Source organism: Candidatus Omnitrophota bacterium (assembly GCA_041649175.1).
Taxonomy (GTDB): Bacteria; Omnitrophota; Gorgyraeia; order Zapsychrales; family JBAZNR01; genus JBAZNR01.
The window spans coordinates 466553-485452 of record JBAZNR010000001.1; the positions used below are offsets into that span (position 1 = coordinate 466553).

Genomic DNA, 18900 nt, shown 5'->3' on the forward strand with positions numbered 1-18900 from the left:
AAAAAAGTGTTAATGTTCTTTTGTCCGATGTTCATCTTCCTTAGAACCATCACCCGTGACCCATGTCCACTTCATTGGATAGACATCGGGGTCAAACATCACAAAATATCCGTGCCAAATAAGGATCGCCAAGCAGGCCAAAACCGCTTCATAGTAATGAATAGCCGCGATCACATCGTAAAGCCATTTAGGGAAATAATGTAAAAACCAATTTTCCCAAAGCATCAATCCTCCGGTTAAAACCATGATCATCGAGCCCCACACTAAAGCCCAATATTCAAATTTCTCAACGTATCCGTAAAATCCAAATATAGGTCTTTCTTTGCGCCACCCAAAATAATAAGCGAACATTTGCCCGCATTGGATAAAATCTTTTTTGCGCAAAATAAGGGCATTAAGATGATGCCGTCCTTTTTGCGTGAATAAAACATACACGACATGATACAGCGATAAAACGCAAAAGATAAGCGCGGCCGCGCGATGCCCGAGGCTGCGCCAATCAACCCGCCCAACGAAAGGACTGGCCCACCAGGCTTGAGGATATTTTAAAGCAAATCCGGTATACGCTAAAGCGATGAAAGCCGTCAGCAAAATAAGATGCTGAATGCGCTCATTAGTTGACATGCGTTTGGGTTTTCCCAAAGAAGACATTCTTTGATAATGCGCCCGCAGCTTCTTTATAAAATCGAGGCAATTGTGAAGAAATAGAAATCCGATCACGGCAATGATCAAAATAATATAAAACCGGCTGACAAAAAAACCGGCTTTGTTTTCCAAACCTGATTTTCGGCTGGTATGGATCTTGCCCTTCGCTACTTGTTCGCTCACCCCCGCGTGGCATTTACCGCAGGTCTGCTCTAGATTCTTAGGATTGACGGAAGAATTGCTGTCGCTTACGGGCAATATATCGTGAAAACCATGGCACGACGCGCAGTTGGCGGTAATGACCGAACCCAGCTTGATGGCGAGCCCGTGGTAACTTTGCATAAATGTATCGACGACATTATTGGGCAAACTATATTTTGTGGTGATGCGCTCAACCGCGTGGCATTGTCCGCAAGTTTCTGTAATATGCGCCGGAGCAACCTTTGAGGTGATCTTTTTGACTTCTTCAATAGAATGTTCTCCGTGACAATCGGTACACACGGGCGCTTCTCTTTTTCCTTCTCTAACAGCTTGCCCGTGAATACTGCGCATATACGTCATCTGAACGTTTTCGTGGCATTTTCCACAGGTGGTGGGGATATTTTTCCAAAATAATTTTGAATCTTCATTGGTGGCTTTACTTAATGCGTGGGAACCGTGGCAATCGGTGCACACGGCCGCCTGGATAAGATGGCTTCCCTCGACGGCCATTCCGTGAACGCTATGTTCATAGGAAGAAACCGGCTCCGCAATATTGAGGTTAAATTTCTTCATCTCTTCGGTCTTTTCATGGCAATGCGCGCAAGTTTTGGGAATATTTTCCCGGTAAACAGGAGAGACAAGATTGCGGGAATTAAGAAGTTCGTGCGGATTTCCATGACAGCTTTGACAAGTAGCCGCTTCGGTAACGCCATGGCCTAAAGCCTTGCCGTGATCGCTATTTAAATAAAGCTCGGTTTCAATGCGATGGCAGCTTCCGCAACTGACGGGTTTTAGTTTTTCTTCGTGCGGGACTTCCACAATGTCCGAATGGCAACTGATACATAAATTTCCGCCGTGAATAGACGATTTGAATTTTTCCGGATCGACAAAAGGTGTGGCTTCGGGGTCGCTGTGGCAGGTAAAACAAGTTTCATTATCAATAACTTCTTTTTCTTCGCCGAACGATTGCGCGGAAACGCTCAAAAAACAGCAAAGAATAAAGAAACAGATCTTAAAGTTTTTGGTCGTAAGAAAATTTTTCATGGATCTAAAGGATCAGTTTCCCGTGTGGCAATCGGTGCAATTCATTTCTTTCCAGCTTTCATCTTCATTGAATGGATGGCGAAACGTTAAACCATCCGTGCTTTTTTCTATGGATGAAGCCGTGCCCTGCTCAATGATGGAGTGGCAGCTATTGCAGTTTTTGGTAATTGTTTTACCGCTTGCGGCCGCATGTTGATCGTCGTGACAGCGAAAACATCCCGGAGAAACCAAATGCCCGATATTATCCGGATAAATATCCCATCGTGCTTTTCGTTCCGGAAAAATATTATTTTTAAATAAAATAACGATCTCGTCGGCGGACTTTTTAATATCTTCTTGATGTGATTGATAAAATTCGGGGTGTTTATTTTGATAATATTCCAGAATCGTTTTAGGAATAGCCTGGAGCGCTTCTTGTTCGGTTTTATACGGCTTAGATAGAACTTCCATGGCTTTACTTTTGATCGATGGGATCTGTGGGTTTATTTTGCCGTCATTCATCGCCCGATTGATCAAGTCAAATGGAGGTTCAAAGCGATGCGAGGGGCGATTATGACAATCCATGCAATCCATCTTGCGCACAAGGCTTTGAGGCGGTTCTTTATCTTTATAGGGCGAATCGGGCGTTGTAAAGATCTCTTCTTTGCCGTCTTTGCCAATAGTTTTAACCCAAGAGATCACCTGGCGTTTTTGATCATCGGCCACGTAATAAACATCCTGATCAACATACATATGCGAATGAATGCCGTAATCTTTCTTTTCGTCCCGGCCGACGTGGATCAGCATACGCAAAGACCACGGGTCGGGCTGGTCGGCTTCCGTGGAACGGTATGTCCGGCGCAGTTCCACAGAACTATAGAATTTTCCCGGCCAGTGGCATTGTTCGCATGTTTCTGCCGATGGACGCAAGTTTTGGACCGGCGTGGGAATAGGTTTGGCATAATCATTTTTTATGGTGTGATAAACTTGGCGCAAGCCGGAAAGTTTTGATTTTACGTACCAGTTGGCGCCAGGCCCGATGTGGCATTCCACGCATTTAACGCGAGCATGCGGCGAATTAAGATAGGTAGCATATTCGGGTTTCATCACATCGTGACAGGTCACTCCGCAAAAATGGACCGATTCGGTATAGTGAAACGCCTTATAAGAACCGATAATGGTCATCACCATTAAAATGGATGTTCCGATCAGAAAAACAAAAATAGCATTGCGGTGAGTGGGAATAGCGGGATCAATGAAAAGCGTTTTGGGCGCGGATTCTGAAATTCCTTTTAAAATTCGCTTGTGTTTCCAGGCTGCCCCCAAAGGAATTAAGATAAGCCCTAAAATAAGAAAGGGCGGGAGAAAAACATAGGTGAGAATGCCTAAATAAAAATTAGCGCCGTTGGTAAAGAAATCAATGCCGAACAGAAGGCATTCGATAATAAATACCAGAAGCGCTAAGGCAACACCGCCGTAAGTTATGCGGTTATAAAAATAATCGGAAAATTTATGTTTCTTTTCTGTGGGCATATTTTATTACGTAGAAATTCTTTAAAAGGTGCTTTGGCGCGGCCTTATAAAGCCGCGCCAAAGCACCTTCTTTTTCTATTTTTATTCTAACAACGTTTTTTTATTTTACCACGTAAACTTTGTATCCAACCAAACAACATGGGCGCTGTAGTTTCCGTAGCCGTCCGTTGCAAAAAGATCACCCGGATTTGCCTTATAGGAATAGTATCCGTAATGAGGTTCCAGCGTAAGATCTTTTTTAGGAGACCACCTTGCTCCTAACGTAATATCGTACGCTTCGCTATTGACCCCATACGGCATACCAACCCACCCATGAGAATCGAAATCGTTAGTTGTCGAATATTGAGCGCTGCTATAAAAACTCAAATTTTCTTTAGGCGCGTAACTGGTTGATAAAAGCAACGTATAGACATCGGCAACATAAACAGGAACTCCTCCGCCGCTTACGGCCGTTTGCGATGCCGGCGTTGAGACTTTGAACTGATTTAACGACGCCCCAACATTAAACATCCACTCATCCAAAGGCTGCACAGAAATATCGTAAGTATACACCCTTGAATTGGCATTGCTTTTGATCCAATCTCTTTGCGGCGTTACAACAGGAGTCGATTGAACTTGGTAAACCGTATCAGCTAACTGCACGCGGAAAGAATTCTGAAACCATTTGGTCGGCTTCCAAACAAGCCGATTGTTCCACTCATCTGATTTGGTCCGAATCCTTGAAATACTCACCGCATTGTCATTATTTTGATATATGTCGTAGGTGTTGCGGTCCGACTTGAGTCTAACATTCGAAGTCATATTGACCTTATTATTAAAAACATAACGAATGCCCATGACCCCTGTCGATTCAGGATTAGTATCTAAATACTCCGTATAGCTCGTTCCCAGAGCAGCTTTTGAATTCCAGCTTCGCGTCTGTTGAAAATCCCAATCCGTATAAAGACTGGTTTTAGACCAACCAGTATAATTCAAAGAGAGTGATTCGCCGGTGCGGGTTATCTGATTTTCGGTAACATCCGCCTTATTGGAACCACTTAAAAACCCTTGCCTAAAACCAAAACCGGTTGAAGCAATAATTTCTTGTTTCAATTTTGTACTGAAGTTTAGATCCGGTGTCAAATTCGTGGCAAAATGCTCAACCCAAGAATGTGAATCGCGGCTAGCCCATCCATCCACAACACCATTATGACTGCTTCCCGTAGGAAGGCCTGTTGTTGAATCAAAGGCTAAGATCGTTTCCAGCATGTCGCTCTTTGAATTCTGGAATTGATAGCCAAAAGAAACATATGTTTTGTCATTCATCATCCAGCGATCTGCCCTCAGCGATGAAACTAATTGCTTGGATCTGGGTTCTTGTGTGGTGCGAACATATTCCGTGCTGTCATTATCTTCCCTCATCGTGCGTCCTGAATAAAACTCAGCTTTTTGCTTGCCCTTAACGTTAAATCCGGCAACATTCACATTTCCTTTGATCTCGATAGCATCGATGGCCGTTGAGACGTCTTGCCAGGCAGGGTTTATTTTACGAGTAACTCCTTCAACAACATCGCCCCACGTTAGCCTGCTTTTTGTTCCTTCTTTGGTATCACGCCGATAGCTTAAGGCTATCCCGGGTTCGCTTTCAACATTGCTTCCTGCTTCAAAAAAGAAATGCCCTATATCCAATGCCGGATCGAGGGGTAATTTAGAAATAGACTGTCCTCCGAAATTGGTATAAAAACCTCCATAAACATCATACCATTTGCGAAAATTCCCATAATCCAACGTCACGTAGTTGCCGTTACCCTTAACAAGATTAAGATTAGCGTCAAAATCATTGTCACCAGAAATGACGTGTCCCTGAAAAGACAAGTGGTCACCATTACCCAGATCACCCTCAAAGGTCATATCTTTAATTCCGGTGGCTGTCCCGTCATTCATCCAATTTAAAGCACGGAATTTCGCCGCATCTCCTTTGACGCTGACATAACGAAGAGGCATAAATTCAAAATTGTCCAATTTAAACTTTTGAGTAAAATCGCTGATGTCCTGATTGAACAACTTTTTTAAGGTTTCCGTTAATGTGCCGGCAAAAACATTTGTTTGGCCCAAGCCAAAAACCAGCATAAAGATCGTCAGCAGGACCGGGCTGAAATCCTTTAAAATATGTTTTTTCATTGAGTTCACCTCCTTTATTTTTTTATTCACGTAAATGCCGATCAAAATATGACCCGTGTGGTGCTGTATGACATCCGGCGCTCCAACATGATCCTTGAAGATTGCGTGTATTATGATTACTGTTTCCTATTCTAGGAAAGTTTGCTTGGACGTGACAACGCAAACACAAATTGTTATCTCTGGCAACCAACATTTTATCCGTAATAGACCCATGAACCTTATGACAGCTCGTGCATCCATCGCGTAAGGCCTGATGCTCCCACGGAAACGGTCCTTGCTGGTCTTTATGGCATTTAAAACAAGTTTCATTGACATCTTCCATGCTGGTCGCTGTCCATGGCCGGCTGTCACTGCCATGCGCATTATGGCAATCAGAACAGCTCATTTTTCCTTCCAGGACAGGATGACGATAAGGAAGTTTGAATTCCATCTTTTTTTCCGTATGACAGGTAAAACAGGCTTCCGGATTTTTGTCGGGATTAACCATCGTTCCTCTGCCGCCGCCGTTTTCAACGTGAATACTGCCCGGGCCATGGCACATTTCGCACCCTTGGGCCTCGATCTCATCTCCTTTTACTTCTATCCTGGAATGAGTTGAAAGTTGATACTCTCGATTTTCTTTTTCATGGCACGAGGCGCACGTTTCGCTGCCAACGTAGGTAGCGCCTTTCATGCTGGGAAGAATATTGTTCATCTCCTGTGCCGCTTCAACCCTTAATCCAAAAAATAATAGCGACAAAACACCAAGAATCTGGCAAATCCTTAAAAGCCATTTTCCGGCCATAAGACAACCCTCCTTTTTTCGTAAATCTGAAATTTGATTTATGATAACTGTTGTCATTTATTGGGTCGCCTCCGGGGCCTTGCCAACTTTTTGATATGTTTCAGCCGTCGGTTGCGGATTTTCTTTAATAACCTTTTGGCCATATTCGCTCAACTCATGCATGCCGTCATCTTTTTTTGGCATTTTATCGGTATGGCAGGCAATGCATTTAGGTGATTCTCCGGGAAAAGCCTCTTTATATACTTTGATCTCTTTCATATCAGCTTGCGCCGCAACAGCCCATCCTAGAATAATAACAGCGGTTAAAAGAAATAAGTGTTGATGTTTCATTGTGCCTTCCTCCCTTAAAGATTATGAAAAGATTATGATGTTTTTAAACTTTTCCTTATGCCGACAAAGGCAAAAAAAGCCGCCTCAAAAATAAGATAATAAACGATCCAAGCGCTTTGACCCGCGCCAAAACCATAGCTATGCAGGCCCTTTCCTAAAATAAAATTCACACCGTACCATGTCATAAGAACTAAAAGAAATCCCAAAATAGCGCCGACAGCCAAGGCCTTATTGCTTAATTTTCCGGCGTGACGAAAATGAACAATGACCATATATCCTAAAAAGGTAATGAGCGCCCAGGTTTCTTTAGGATCCCATCCCCAAAACCGCCCCCAGGATTCATTAGCCCAAACGCCGCCTAAGATCGTTCCGATCCCAAGAGCGATCAACCCTGCCTGCAGTAAACGATTAATCATATGCGCCGAAACGGCTTCGCTATTTTCGGAAAACTTTCCTAAAGCGTTTAAGAAAAGATGCCGGTGGCCTAAGGCCATGGCGAGCCCAAAAATACCATAACTGGAAACGATCGTTAACACATGAATGGCCAGCCAATAATTGCTTTTGAGAACCGGGACTAAAACATCCAAAGATTTTTCTACCGGGAGAAGGTCGGCAAAGATCATGACCAAAGCCCCGGTTAAAGCCGCCACCGATAAAACGAAATATTGCTTTTTAGATAAAAAGAAAATAAAGGCACCGGCCACTAAGATCCAATTCATAAAAATGATCGACTCATACATGTTGGACACCGGTGGACGCCCTAAAATAATAACCCTCAGCAAAAGCCCCGCTGAATGAAATAAAAATCCAGCTAAAACCAGCGTAACGCCTGTCATGCGCAATAAAGATTTCGAACTGAAAAAAGATACAAAAATAAAAGCGATCAGATATAAAACCCATGCCCACAAAAAAGGTTTGAGCTGATAATAAATATTTTCCAGGTAGACATAAGGCGCGAATACTTCCGGCGAATGCCGTTCAATATCTCTGCTCCACTGCCCGGCGAGCCCAACAAAATCTAAAGATCCCTTGGAATATAAAAGTGTCAGGACCCTGAAATTTTCTGCCAGTAATCCGGACGTCTTATAAGGAGATTCCCATTCTAAAGTGGCCGTGGGAATGGTTTTAATATATTCTTGCGCAGCCAGATCATCGACGGTTAAAAGGCGCGTATAAAGCAATTCGGCCGCTTGCTCCGTAGACGTAAGCGTTAATTCGCGTTGGCGTTTGTCTTTCGCGCTTTGGATCAGCGTCAATAATAGAGGAACACAGCTTTTAAGCTCTCGATAGGAGAAATATTTCTTATCCGCGGAAAGGTCGACGGCTTTTTTTAATTCCAGATGATCGACGCGGATAAATGGAATTTCCAGAAACTTCTTCGGATCATGAAGATTTTTAAAAATAACCGAAACAGCCGGCTCTTGACCCCAGGTTTCTTTCCCGGAAATAAGCCGCAAGGTTTCCCGGGAAAAAACATCGAATGATTTAATGCGCCCGTTATGCTGAATGGGAATTTTCCCGGCGGCGCGAGGCATTACATCGGTTGCGCCACAAGAACAAAGCGAAAAACATATTGTTCCCAGGGCCATCAAACATAAAGCACTTTTTTTGATTCTCGTTACCATATTTTTATTCCTTACGCGTTTTCCGGCCTTCGTGAAAACGGCTTAACATAAAATTGTAGAAAAGCTCCGGCAAAAATAATGATCGAACTAGTATAGATAAGGCTAATGCCGGGATTTTTGGCAATGGTAAAAACAGATCCTTCTTTTTCATTAGGGTTTTGCATGAACGAAGATTGAAAGATGCGAAATCCCCGGTAATCAAACGGTTGATTCATGGCGATCGTCTTCTCCAGGCGAATATTTTCCTGTTGGTCTTCCACGGTCACATCACTTTCAAACGATGCCGGACGGTTCGTTCCGGGATAATCTACTTTTCGAAAATCTTTAAGCGTCAAAGAGAAGGGCACTTGTTTTTGCGCCGGAATAATAGATACGAAAAGATCGTTCTGTCCGACAGAGATCTTTTTTTCTTCCCCTTCTAATACCCATATTGGAGAATTCCCGTTTTGATGATTGATGACGACCTTGGCGGCCAATGCGCCCTCACCGGGAACATCCACGGCGGTTATCTCATGGGAAACCAAGGCATGCGTATATAATTTTTCAACCCGCGCTAACATATCTGCCCACCCTAATTCGATAGTTTCCCCGGAATGAACAGCTCCTTTTTTTATGATCTCCTGCGCGGACATAGATTGGTATTGAAATTTTCCATCGGGATCAATGAAAAAATTTAAAGAAGGCCCGCCATAGGATTGCTCTTCCTTAGCGCCGGGAACATCAAGATCGATGACAATATCAAATTCATTTTGAGATGTTTGATGATGCATCGATTCAAAATCAGGAAACAAGGCAAATCGAATGTAATGACGTGCTCGCCCTTGGCCGTCTACCGCGTCAAATTCAACCGCCGGATTAAGAGAACCGCTTTGAGGCGCATTGACCAGCTTGTGTTCGGAAACTCTGGCATACGGATAATACTGAAGCCCTTTGATGGTCAATCCTTTTTGCTTCAACGGAATTTCTTTAGGCGCCGGCTGATTAAGATCAAGGACCGTTAATATTTCCCCGGATTTTTCCGCGATCGTTAATGTCGGGCTTTGCGTGGAAATTTTTTCTTCTTTTTTTCCTAAAGAAACCTTTAAAGGCCCAAAAAACTGCACGGCAGAAGACAAATGCCCTTGATCGCCTTCGATAAGCCAAAACGCCTGATCAACTCCCATCGACGGGCTTTTTAAGGTGACCTGTAAGGCATTTTGAGCCGGATTTTGAACGGTTCCTTCTCGGACGATCAGTTGGGGCGCGGCATGTTCGATAATATCTTTCACGATCATCGTTTCGTTCTTTTCAGCACCGTTTAAAATATGTTCACCCTTGCGTAGATCAAAAACATGTTCAGCCTTGCCGGGCACAACCACACTAAGACTGTATCCGCCGAGCCTTATTGTATTGGCTGTTTCTCCTTCTCGTAAAGCCATCTGGCCTTCAACGGCCAACAAACGCGTCAACAAAGACCCTAAAAGCAATCCTAAAATACCAATATGAGTAATGAGAAATCCTGTGTGATACTTTTTAAAAGGAATTCTCAAGATCGTTGAACAAAAGATATTGATCCAAAGCAAAGATAAAAGTGCGTCAAACCATTTCGTTTGATAAAAAGTTTTCTGAGCGAACGGTGTTCCGTGCATCGATTCCATAACGGTTGCCACGATCAAAAGCGCCATTAAGCTCGCACAAATAAAAGCCGTAAAAGAAAGGGATCCTAATTTTTTAACGAGCCACATAGGATTTCTCCGATGGATTAAGCTTTGATGCTTCTGCGACACGAATTTTTTCTATTTTGGCGTAAAATTCATCAATTTTTTTAGCGATGATCTTTTCAACCTCTTCAACCGCCAAGCGGCGGCGGGCAATATTATGCTCCACGGCTTTATCGAGATCGTCGACGGATAACAAAGAAACATTTTCTATAAAAGCAATATCAGGATGAATATTGCGCGGCATAGAGATATCGATCAAAACTAACTTTTGTTTCGCGCGTGCCGGCATAATTTGATCGATCAGGTCTTTTTCTAAAAGATACTGCGGAGCGCTGGCCGAACAAATGCAGACATCAACTTTGGCCAGGATATTTTTAAGCTCAAGGAAGGAAACCGCTTCGGCGCCAAATTCATTGGCCACGGCGCAGGAATTTTCATGTGTACGGCTCATGACATAAATCTTACTGGCGCCTTTTTCTTTTAGATGGCTCACCGCCAAATGCCCCATTTTCCCGGCGCCGATGATCAAAACAGATTTATCCTGAAGGGTCCCCAATAAATGTTGCGCCATCGTGACCGCCGCCCAGCTGACCGATGACCCACCGCAACCGATGGCCGTTTCACTCTGAGCTTTTTTCCCGGCGCGAATAACGATCTGGGACAGAACATTGAATTCTTTTTGCAGCATTGCTTTGGCGCGGGACAATTCTACCGCTTCTTTGATTTGCCCTAACACTTGTTTTTCTCCTAAGATCAGAGAATCAGCTCCCGTTGAAACGCGTAAAAAATGCTCCAGCGCTTCTTTGCCCTGATAGGAATAAAAATATTTCTGAACATCCGTCCCCATAGAGATCTTTTTGATACGGCAAAGATGGTCGAGCAAAATACCAACATTCTCGTCGATAAGATGAGCGCAGATTTCCGTGCGGTTGCAGGTCGAAAGAACAATGGCTTCTATAATACGAGGATCGTTTTTAAATTCATTAAGCAAAAGCGTGCGTTCATTTAAATTGAGATGGAACTTTTCCCGTATCTCGATAGGTGCTGTCTTATGATTAATTCCGCAAAGGATCATGTTTCTTGCAAACCTTTTTAATTTCCCGAAGGATAAAATTTTTCTCAACCAAATGCAGATCTTCGTCGGCTGCTTTGTGGATTTGTTCGCTTTCCGCGCGCACGTGATGGCGCAAAAGGCACATAAGATACGTCCCTTTTTCTTTGAGCTGTTCGATGATCTCAAAACGCCTGTTTTCCGTTTTGGCGTTTTTTAACTGCTCAAATAGCACAATAAATGATCTTAAATTAGATTTAAACTCTCGGTGGTCGATCTTGAAAATCTTAATGGCCGGGCTAAGCCGCGGAATATGGGTGGCGACGAACGGAAAAAGGATGCGCTCATCGAGATCCATGTGCGGCAACAATGTTTTTTGGAAGAATTTTAAAATTTCCGCTATGCTTTTGATGTTGCGCCCTAAAGAAACTTTGCCTTCATAACGTAAATTGACCAAAAACTGCAGAAGTTGTTGGGATTTTTTTAAGACCTCTTTATGACAATGTTCTAAAGATGTGGTCACGCCTACGCGATTTTTATGCACCATAAAAAAGCCGCTCCTATTTTTCGTAACATTATAAGAGACAGTGTGTTTTGTGTCTGTGATATCCATCACATAAACCTAAAATCTTGTTTTTTCCATAAACTTAAGAAAGGTGTTTTTCCAGGCCGTTTTTGTTAAGAATAACGATCTGCTTTGGTTTGATCTCGATCAATTTCTTGCGTTTAAATTCATGCAGGTGGCGGGCGACTGTTTCGCGGCTTGAGCCGATACGATGGGCTATTTCTTCCCGGGTAAAGGGAAGAGAGACAAGGTTTTCTTGAGTACGTAAAGCGACATTATTACCGTGTAGGTCCAAAAGGAATTTCGCCAGCCTTTTTTTGGTATCGTCCAATGATACTTTTTCGATCAAAGAACTGAATTTCGATAGGCGTTCGGCAAAGATCCGGTTTAGAGTATGCGTGAGCTGCGAGCTGACCTTAACTAAGCGAACATAATCTTCCCGGGATAAAAACCATACCTGACACGTCGTTAGGGCTTCGGCGGAAGAGGAACAGCACCACTGCGTCGCCCCGGGATTACAAGCACACGTATCTCCGCCTTCCAAAACCTCCAGGATCTGTTCCCGGCCGGATGATGCCGTACGAAAAACCTTAACCCTGCCGGAGCGAATAACAAAGACACGCTCACAAGGCTTGCTGTCATAAAACAAGAGCTCGCCTTTTTCATATATCTTTTCTTTGATGCAGGATCGTAAAAGTTTAAGCTCTTTAGAAGAAAGGCCCCGGAAAAGGCCGATATCTTTTAAGGCAGGAGAGAAAGATTTCTTATCGTGGTTTGACATAATTTTTTAGCGGTCTTTATCCTACTATTGAAATATGTAATTTTCAATTATTTTTCTGTATGTTTTTCTTCTCGATCCGTCGATAAGTTTTGCGTAAATTCACACACTGCGTTCATAGATTTTCACAAAGATTTAACAATACCGTCACACATATTTCTCACCAACACGGTATTTTAAAGGCACTTTATCTTTTTATGGTTTGATAAATTTTCTTGGGCCTGTTTTCGCAGAAAACAGGCCCGATTTAAACCTTGTTGACAAAAGGAAGCCCAAAAGCATACAATAGGGGACATTTTAAATCCTCCGTTTTTTCATCCGAGAAAACCCGGGCAAAAATAATAAAAACCTCAAAAAAGAACTTTTTTCATGAAAGACGATAAGATCATCCGTAGCGGCGTTATCGACATCGGAACCCATTCCATCAAGCTTTTGATCGCCGAAGGAAATAACGGCGATATTAAGATCCTGGAATCCTTAAAGAACGTGGCCGCCTTAGGCCGGGATACGTTCTTGAAAGAACGATTCTCCCAGGAAAGCATCAACCGCACCATTGCGATCTTGGATAAATACGCCAATACCCTTAAAGAATACGACATTACCAATCCACGGGTCATTGCCACCACCGCTGTCCGCGAAGCGAGGAATAAAGATGTCTTTATAGACGCCGTTCAGCGTAAAACCGGATTTAACGTTGAGGTTTTAACCGTCGGAGACGTCGTTTATTATATCGACGCTTATATCTATCATCGGCTCAAAGATAAATACCCTCTTCACGAAAAAAATCTCCTGATCGCCGAACCGGGCGCGGGAAGTTTTGACATCTCCCTTATGGCGCAAGGATTTACTTTGATGAACGCGGGGCTTCCCTTAGGGACCATGCGCTTAAAGCAATTGATCAATAAACTTGACGGCAGTTTCCAGGAAAATTATGAAGCCTTAAAAGAAAGCGTAGAGAACGAACTGGCGTATTTGCGCCGCAGTATGCCGCCTTTGGCCATTGACGATATTATTCTCATTGATGAAAATTATTCACCTTACCTAGATAAGATCCTCGCTAACAAAGGCCTCGGTGAAAGCTTCTTCCAGCTCAGTCAAGATGACACCAAACAACTTTTAAGCCATTTAATGGACAAAAAAGTTGACGAGATCGTCAGCGACTACAAAGTTCCGCTCGAAACGGCCGAATCGTTTATGGAATACGCCATTATCCTTAACGCCGTTGTCGAATTGGCTCAAAACAAAAATATCTATATTCTTAAAACATCTTTGGCCGAAGCTATCTTAGCCAATGAAATATTAGGGTATGACATTTCCCAGAAATACAATAAGGGAAATCAGCTTATTTCTATGGCGCACGCCCTTTGCCGTAAATATAACGTCGATCTTAATCATGCTCATCAGGTTGCGCGGTTATCCGATAAATTATTTGACGCCTTTAAAGACCTTCTGGGGCTTAAAAAAACAGAATCTTTGTATTTAACTTTGGCGTCCTATTTACATGATATCGGCATGTTCATTTATAACCGCGCGCATCATAAACATTCCGAATATATTATTAACTCCTTGAATTTCTTCCGCCTGACAGAAGAAGAAATAAAGATCATCGCCTGCGTGGCGCGTTATCACCGTCGGGGAAATCCGTCAGACACACATCTTCTTTACCAATCGCTCCCCAGAAAAGAACAGATCTTGGTCCAAAAACTAAGCTCTCTTTTAAAAGTCGCCAACTCTTTAGACCGTTCTCATAAACAAAAAGCAAAAGACATTGAGATAAAACTTAACCGCCTGCAGGATATCTCTTTGATCGTTACCGTTGACGGCAGTTTTATTTTAGAAAAAGCGGAATTCGCGGAGAAAAAAGAGTTTTTAGAAGAAGCCTGCGGCAATAAGATCAGTTTAAAGATCAAATCAGCCTCCTAATTTATGGATAATGCTCCCGAAAAAATATCTGATCCAAAAGAAAAATTCATTCACCGCGATATCAGCTGGCTTTTGTTCAATGAGCGGGTCTTAGAAGAAGCGGAAGACCGCAATAACCCCTTGCTTGAACGCGTTAAATTTTTGGCTATTTTTGCCAATAATCTCGACGAGTTTTTTATGGTCCGGGTGGCGGGCTTACGCCGGCTTTTAGATTCTGGATTTAATCAAAAAGACAATTTTGGTTATTACCCGCAAGAGCTACTCGAAGAGGTTAAATCGCGTTCCGACGTCTTGCTTGCCCGATTTTATCAAACCTTTCAAAATGACATCCAAAAAGACTTAGAAAAAAATAAGATCTTTATCAAAAAATACGCCCAGCTTAACGCGGAACAAAAAAAGGCCGTCCAACGTTATTTTGACGTCACCTTATATCCTATTGTAACGCCCATGGCGGTCGACCAAGGGCATCCTTTTCCGGTGCTTCACTCAAAAACAACCGCCTTTGGCGTTTATCTTAACCGGGCTAATGAACATTTTCTCGCTATTATCCCTGTCCCAAAATCCATTCCGCGCCTCTTACGCCTTCCATCGGAAAAAGATGAATTTTGCTTTATCCTTATTGACGATATCATCCGGGAAAATCTTGAAATATTTTTCCGGGGATATACCATTTTGGGCAGTTTCGCGTTTCGCATTATTCGGGATAGTGAATTTTCCGGACAGGAAGAATACACATCTAATTTACTCACCGCCATCGCCGATGAGATCAAAAAACGCCCCAAGGCCAGAGTCGTTTCTTTGCAAGTCGAAAAAAACCATCACCCGGAACTTTTAACTCTGCTTTACAAAGGCGTTGATTTCCCTCAAGAGCCCATCACCTTTATCGACGGTGATCTGGATATGACCTATCTTTTTGAATTGGTCAGCCAGAACATTAAACCGGCATTGCTTTTTAAAAGTTTTGTTCCTGCAGAAAAAACATACGAAGATATTTTTGAAGCCATCAAGGAAGGTGATTTTATCGTTCATCTCCCCTATCAATCTTTCCAGCCGACCATTGACCTTTTGCGCTCAGCCGCAAGAGATAAAAATGTCTTGGCTATCAAAATGACTCTTTATCGCGCGGATGAAGATTCCGCCATTATCAAGGCCTTGATCGAGGCGGCCAAAAATAAAAAACAAGTGACGGTCTTAGTAGAGATCAAGGCTCGTTTTGACGAAGAAAAGAATATCACCTGGACCAAAGAATTGGAATCTGTCGGTTGCCATGTTATTTATGGGTTATCGGGAATAAAGATCCACTCTAAAATGACCTTGATCGTCCGCAAAGAAGAAAGCGGCATTCAACGCTATGTTCATTTATCGACGGGAAATTACAATGAAAAAACCGCCCGTATCTATACGGATATCGGATATTTTACCGCCAATGAAGATACCGCCAAAGACGTGGCGGATATTTTTAACGTCATTACCGGTTATTCGCTCCCGTCGCGATGGAGAAGGATCGTTTCCTCCCCGAGAGACTTGCGGGAATATTTCTTTGAACTGATCGATAAAGAAATTGCCTTTCAGAAAAAATACAAAACCGGATTTATTTTTGCCAAAATGAACTCTTTAGAAGATGTTAAGCTTATTGAAAAACTCTACGAGGCCTCCCGAGCGGGAGTTAAAATACAACTGATTGTCCGCGGCATCTGCTGTTTGGTTCCCAACGTGGAAGGGCTAAGCGAAAATATAGAGGTCAGAAGCATCGTCGGAAGATTTTTAGAACATTCCCGTTTGTACTATTTCCATAATAACGGGACCTACCGCACCTTCATCTCTTCAGCAGACTGGATGAGGCGGAATTTTGATAATCGCGTAGAGCTTTTATTCGAAATTTACAATGATAAGATCAAAGAGCATTTTAAGAATATTTTGGAACGATACTGGGCCGGACAAATAAAATCCCGGATCTTAACATCAAAACGAAACTACCTGCACACCCCTGTTTATCAAAACGACGTTAACGCTCAAGAAGATCTGATCAAATCTCATGGCTTATGAACTTCCCCGGACCCAAAGCCCGTCTAGCGCTTTTTGTTTCTTGCTACGTTGAAAATATCTTAAAAGAGTCTTCGGCTGTCAAAATATCCCAAGGAATAGATTCTCTCCACCGGATGCGCATCTCATCGCGCCGTCTTCGTTGCGCTCTGAAAATATTTAAGGCATTGTATCCGCAGAAGAAAATCAAAGAATGGTTAAAGCCTTTACGCCGATTAGGAAAATCTTTAGGAAAGGCCCGCCAAATAGATGTTCAGCTTCGTTTTCTTTCTCTTTTGAAGAAAAAATCCAAAGATCCTGCTATTTTGATGGAAATAGAGAATACCGTTCCTCTTTTAAGAAGAAAACGCCAAGCGGCTCAGAAAGGAATACTGTCCACCCTAAAACTCGTCGAGAAAAAAGGCACGTTTTTAGAGATACAAAATTATCTCCGAGGCTTATCGCATCAAAAATACAAAGAAGATGCGGACAATAAGGAAATATTCTTAGAGCGATCAGGAAATATCCTTAAAAAGAAGGCCCGTAAAATACTTTCTTTTGAACCGCTGATCAATTCTCCCCAAAACACAAAAGAACTTCATCAAATGCGTATTGCGGTAAAAAATCTGCGTTATTCTTTAGAGCTATTCAATCCGATCTTTAAAAATAAATTCGACGCCTTCATTCCTGTGATGATCGATATTCAGGATATTCTCGGCGATTTTCACGAATATGATGTTTGGGTGGATTTTTGTCATACAACATCTTCTCGCGCTCATCTTAAAGCGGTATGTGAGGCGCTTCGAGCAGATCGCTACCGTCAATTCCTATTGTTATGGAAAGATCTAAAGAATAAAAAAATATGGGCTCATTTACAAAAAGCAATTCTTTAAGAAAAACTCTTTTGTTTGCAAAAGCTTGCCGTTATGAAAAAGGGCATTCACAGCAAGTTGCCAGAATTTCCGTAAAGATCTTCGATACTTTAAAGCCTTGGCACAAGCTAGGAAACACCGAGCGAAGCTGGCTTCAAGCGGCCGCGCTGCTACACGATATCGGATGGAGCCAAGGGCGGCAAGGGCATCACAAAGCCTCGATGGAAATGATTATCAAAACAACACAGTTGTCTTTTGAAGAAAATGAGCGAATACTCGTCGGGCTTATCGCGCGTTATCATCGTAAAAGCCTTCCTAAAGATTCGCATAAATACTATTCAGATCTTAACGGCGCGACAAAAAGATTGGTCTGTATTTTGTCATCTTTCTTGCGCATAGCTGACGGGTTAGATAGAAGCCACGGCTGCAGAGTTAAAAATTTACGTTGTGAAATTCTTTCCGATGAGATCATTACCCATATCAAGACGCGAGAATTATCTGAAGAAGATTGTCAGGCTGGCGAGAAAAAATCAGACCTTTTAGAGAAAGTCTTGGAGAAAAAAGTTCGTTTGGTTTGGGAAGTTATGAATGACAGACTAGAGCAACGCTCCCTAAAATAATAGCGTCGTCGCCCAACGTTGAAACCACCACCGGGCATTTGTTCAATCCTTTTAAAAGCTTATCGCTGCTAAAGGTTTTTTTAATGATAGGGATCATGAACGAGCCGCAGGCCTCCACAACACCTCCACCTAAGATAATGATTTCCGGATCAAAAACATGCCGAAGCGAAATACAGGCAAGGCCTAAAACACGGGAAACATCTTTCATGATCCGCACCACAACAGGATCTTGGGCTTTTAAGGCCCGCGCGATCATTTTACTTTTTATGGATCTATTGTCTTTTTCTAAAAAGCGCTTGATCACTGTCCGGTGCCCATCGGAAATAGCTTTCTTGATCTCTTTTTCAATAGCCCAACGGCCGACAAAAGCCTCTAGGCATCCTTTATTGCCGCAGTTGCATAGCGGCCCATCATTCTCGACGATCATATGCCCGATCTCACAAGCCGCTCCGTGAGCGCCTAAAAACAATTTTCCGTCCACAAGCACTCCGGCTCCTAGCCCTGTTCCGACAAAAAGACTAACGGCATTTTTATACGCACGGGCGGCTCCCAGCCATTTCTCCCCGAGTAATCCTAAGTTAACATCATTTCCGGCGGCAATTCTTACAGGATATTCTTTCTTTAGATCTTTTACTAAATCAAATCCGGAAAGCTCCATATTGGGTGTTTTCACGATCTTGCCTGACGGCGCAATAATTCCCGGGATCCCTAAACCTATTCCTGCAATATTCTTGACACTTAGTTTCTGGCTATAGATAAGGTCATCAATAATGTCTTTCAGGATCTGGGTGACTTTTTTAGGAGAGGAATTTTTAGGAGTGGAAATCTTTTCGCGGTTTAAGATTTTTCCGTTTTGGGTTACGAGCCCGGCGAATATTTTCGTTCCGCCGATATCAATGCCGATATAGAACTTATTAGGCATATTTTAAAAACCTCAAAAAAGAAAATAAAAAGTGACCCCAGCGGGATTTGAACCCGCGTCGCGAGCTTGAAAAGCTCGTGTCCTAACCAGGCTGGACGATGGGGTCAGCAACTAAAACTCCGATATTATACTGACAAATATTTGTT

Annotated in this window: 15 protein-coding genes and 1 tRNA gene; 4 read left to right on the forward strand and 12 right to left on the reverse strand. The window is 42.8% G+C overall.

What is annotated here, in order from left to right; genetic code table 11:
* Positions 1-9: 9 nt before the first annotated feature.
* The 10 genes from WC676_01610 to WC676_01655 form a co-directional block, all read right to left on the reverse strand.
* Positions 10-1890, reverse strand: coding sequence for a cytochrome b/b6 domain-containing protein (locus tag WC676_01610; GenBank protein ID MFA5059311.1), 1881 nt, complete (start codon positions 1888-1890; stop codon positions 10-12).
* 12 nt (positions 1891-1902) lie between these two features.
* The gene (locus WC676_01615; protein MFA5059312.1) at positions 1903-3402 is read right to left on the reverse strand and encodes a NapC/NirT family cytochrome c; all 1500 of its coding nucleotides are present in this window, start codon (positions 3400-3402) and stop codon (positions 1903-1905) included.
* 105 nt (positions 3403-3507) lie between these two features.
* On the reverse strand, positions 3508-5562 hold the full coding sequence (locus WC676_01620) for a hypothetical protein (protein MFA5059313.1): 2055 nt from the start codon (positions 5560-5562) through the stop codon (positions 3508-3510).
* Positions 5563-5584: 22 nt separating this feature from the next.
* Positions 5585-6346, reverse strand: a complete 762-nt coding sequence (locus WC676_01625; GenBank protein ID MFA5059314.1) for a cytochrome c3 family protein — start codon at positions 6344-6346, stop codon at positions 5585-5587.
* Between the two features lie 57 nt (positions 6347-6403).
* Entirely contained in the window at positions 6404-6676 is a 273-nt protein-coding gene (locus WC676_01630; GenBank protein MFA5059315.1) for a hypothetical protein, read from the reverse strand.
* A gap of 32 nt (positions 6677-6708) precedes the next feature.
* On the reverse strand, positions 6709-8301 hold the full coding sequence (gene ccsA / locus WC676_01635) for a cytochrome c biogenesis protein CcsA (protein MFA5059316.1): 1593 nt from the start codon (positions 8299-8301) through the stop codon (positions 6709-6711).
* An 11-nt stretch (positions 8302-8312) separates the two neighbouring features.
* Positions 8313-10025 (reverse strand): cytochrome c biogenesis protein ResB, encoded by a 1713-nt coding sequence (locus WC676_01640; protein ID MFA5059317.1) that lies wholly within the window; start codon positions 10023-10025, stop codon positions 8313-8315.
* Positions 10012-11076 carry a glutamyl-tRNA reductase gene (hemA, locus tag WC676_01645; protein MFA5059318.1) on the reverse strand — a complete coding sequence of 355 codons (1065 nt, stop codon included), beginning with the start codon at positions 11074-11076 and terminating at the stop codon, positions 10012-10014. The genes WC676_01640 and hemA overlap by 14 nt, the downstream gene beginning before the upstream one ends.
* Complete coding sequence (locus WC676_01650) at positions 11057-11599, reverse strand: hemerythrin domain-containing protein (GenBank protein MFA5059319.1); 543 nt, start codon at positions 11597-11599, stop codon at positions 11057-11059. The genes hemA and WC676_01650 overlap by 20 nt, the downstream gene beginning before the upstream one ends.
* 100 nt (positions 11600-11699) lie before the next feature.
* Complete coding sequence (locus tag WC676_01655) at positions 11700-12398, reverse strand: Crp/Fnr family transcriptional regulator (protein MFA5059320.1); 699 nt, start codon at positions 12396-12398, stop codon at positions 11700-11702.
* Between the two features lie 366 nt (positions 12399-12764).
* Here WC676_01655 and WC676_01660 point away from each other — a divergent pair, with 366 nt between their 5' ends.
* Genes WC676_01660 through WC676_01675 form a run of 4 tightly spaced genes read left to right on the forward strand, consistent with a single transcriptional unit; the run spans position 12765 to position 17832 of the window.
* On the forward strand, positions 12765-14318 hold the full coding sequence (locus WC676_01660) for a hypothetical protein (protein MFA5059321.1): 1554 nt from the start codon (positions 12765-12767) through the stop codon (positions 14316-14318).
* 3 nt (positions 14319-14321) lie between these two features.
* Positions 14322-16364, forward strand: a complete 2043-nt coding sequence (gene ppk1, locus WC676_01665; GenBank protein ID MFA5059322.1) for a polyphosphate kinase 1 — start codon at positions 14322-14324, stop codon at positions 16362-16364.
* Positions 16361-17233: a CHAD domain-containing protein gene (locus WC676_01670; protein ID MFA5059323.1), complete on the forward strand. Its 873-nt coding sequence runs from the start codon at positions 16361-16363 to the stop codon at positions 17231-17233. Before ppk1 ends, WC676_01670 begins: the two co-directional genes overlap by 4 nt.
* Positions 17203-17832, forward strand: coding sequence for an HD domain-containing protein (locus tag WC676_01675; GenBank protein ID MFA5059324.1), 630 nt, complete (start codon positions 17203-17205; stop codon positions 17830-17832). The genes WC676_01670 and WC676_01675 overlap by 31 nt, the downstream gene beginning before the upstream one ends.
* On the opposite strand, the gene WC676_01680 is transcribed toward WC676_01675, so the two are convergent.
* Both WC676_01680 and WC676_01685 read right to left on the reverse strand, forming a co-directional pair.
* The gene (locus WC676_01680; GenBank protein ID MFA5059325.1) at positions 17795-18754 is read right to left on the reverse strand and encodes an ROK family protein; all 960 of its coding nucleotides are present in this window, start codon (positions 18752-18754) and stop codon (positions 17795-17797) included. The genes WC676_01675 and WC676_01680 overlap by 38 nt on opposite strands.
* A 32-nt stretch (positions 18755-18786) precedes the next feature.
* Positions 18787-18860: transfer RNA gene (locus tag WC676_01685), tRNA-Glu, on the reverse strand.
* Positions 18861-18900 lie beyond the last annotated feature (40 nt).

Bases quoted from the DNA above. Each gene is read 5' to 3' on its own strand.
- WC676_01610 (MFA5059311.1), bottom strand. From the start codon at position 1,890: ATGAAAAATTTTCTTACGACCAAAAACTTTAAGATCTGTTTCTTTATT.
- WC676_01615 (MFA5059312.1), bottom strand. From the start codon at position 3,402: ATGCCCACAGAAAAGAAACATAAATTTTCCGATTATTTTTATAACCGC.
- WC676_01620 (MFA5059313.1), bottom strand. From the start codon at position 5,562: ATGAAAAAACATATTTTAAAGGATTTCAGCCCGGTCCTGCTGACGATC.
- WC676_01625 (MFA5059314.1), bottom strand. From the start codon at position 6,346: ATGGCCGGAAAATGGCTTTTAAGGATTTGCCAGATTCTTGGTGTTTTG.
- WC676_01630 (MFA5059315.1), bottom strand. From the start codon at position 6,676: ATGAAACATCAACACTTATTTCTTTTAACCGCTGTTATTATTCTAGGA.
- ccsA (MFA5059316.1), bottom strand. From the start codon at position 8,301: ATGGTAACGAGAATCAAAAAAAGTGCTTTATGTTTGATGGCCCTGGGA.
- WC676_01640 (MFA5059317.1), bottom strand. From the start codon at position 10,025: ATGTGGCTCGTTAAAAAATTAGGATCCCTTTCTTTTACGGCTTTTATT.
- hemA (MFA5059318.1), bottom strand. From the start codon at position 11,076: ATGATCCTTTGCGGAATTAATCATAAGACAGCACCTATCGAGATACGG.
- WC676_01650 (MFA5059319.1), bottom strand. From the start codon at position 11,599: ATGGTGCATAAAAATCGCGTAGGCGTGACCACATCTTTAGAACATTGT.
- WC676_01655 (MFA5059320.1), bottom strand. From the start codon at position 12,398: ATGTCAAACCACGATAAGAAATCTTTCTCTCCTGCCTTAAAAGATATC.
- WC676_01660 (MFA5059321.1), top strand. From the start codon at position 12,765: ATGAAAGACGATAAGATCATCCGTAGCGGCGTTATCGACATCGGAACC.
- ppk1 (MFA5059322.1), top strand. From the start codon at position 14,322: ATGGATAATGCTCCCGAAAAAATATCTGATCCAAAAGAAAAATTCATT.
- WC676_01670 (MFA5059323.1), top strand. From the start codon at position 16,361: ATGAACTTCCCCGGACCCAAAGCCCGTCTAGCGCTTTTTGTTTCTTGC.
- WC676_01675 (MFA5059324.1), top strand. From the start codon at position 17,203: ATGGGCTCATTTACAAAAAGCAATTCTTTAAGAAAAACTCTTTTGTTT.
- WC676_01680 (MFA5059325.1), bottom strand. From the start codon at position 18,754: ATGCCTAATAAGTTCTATATCGGCATTGATATCGGCGGAACGAAAATA.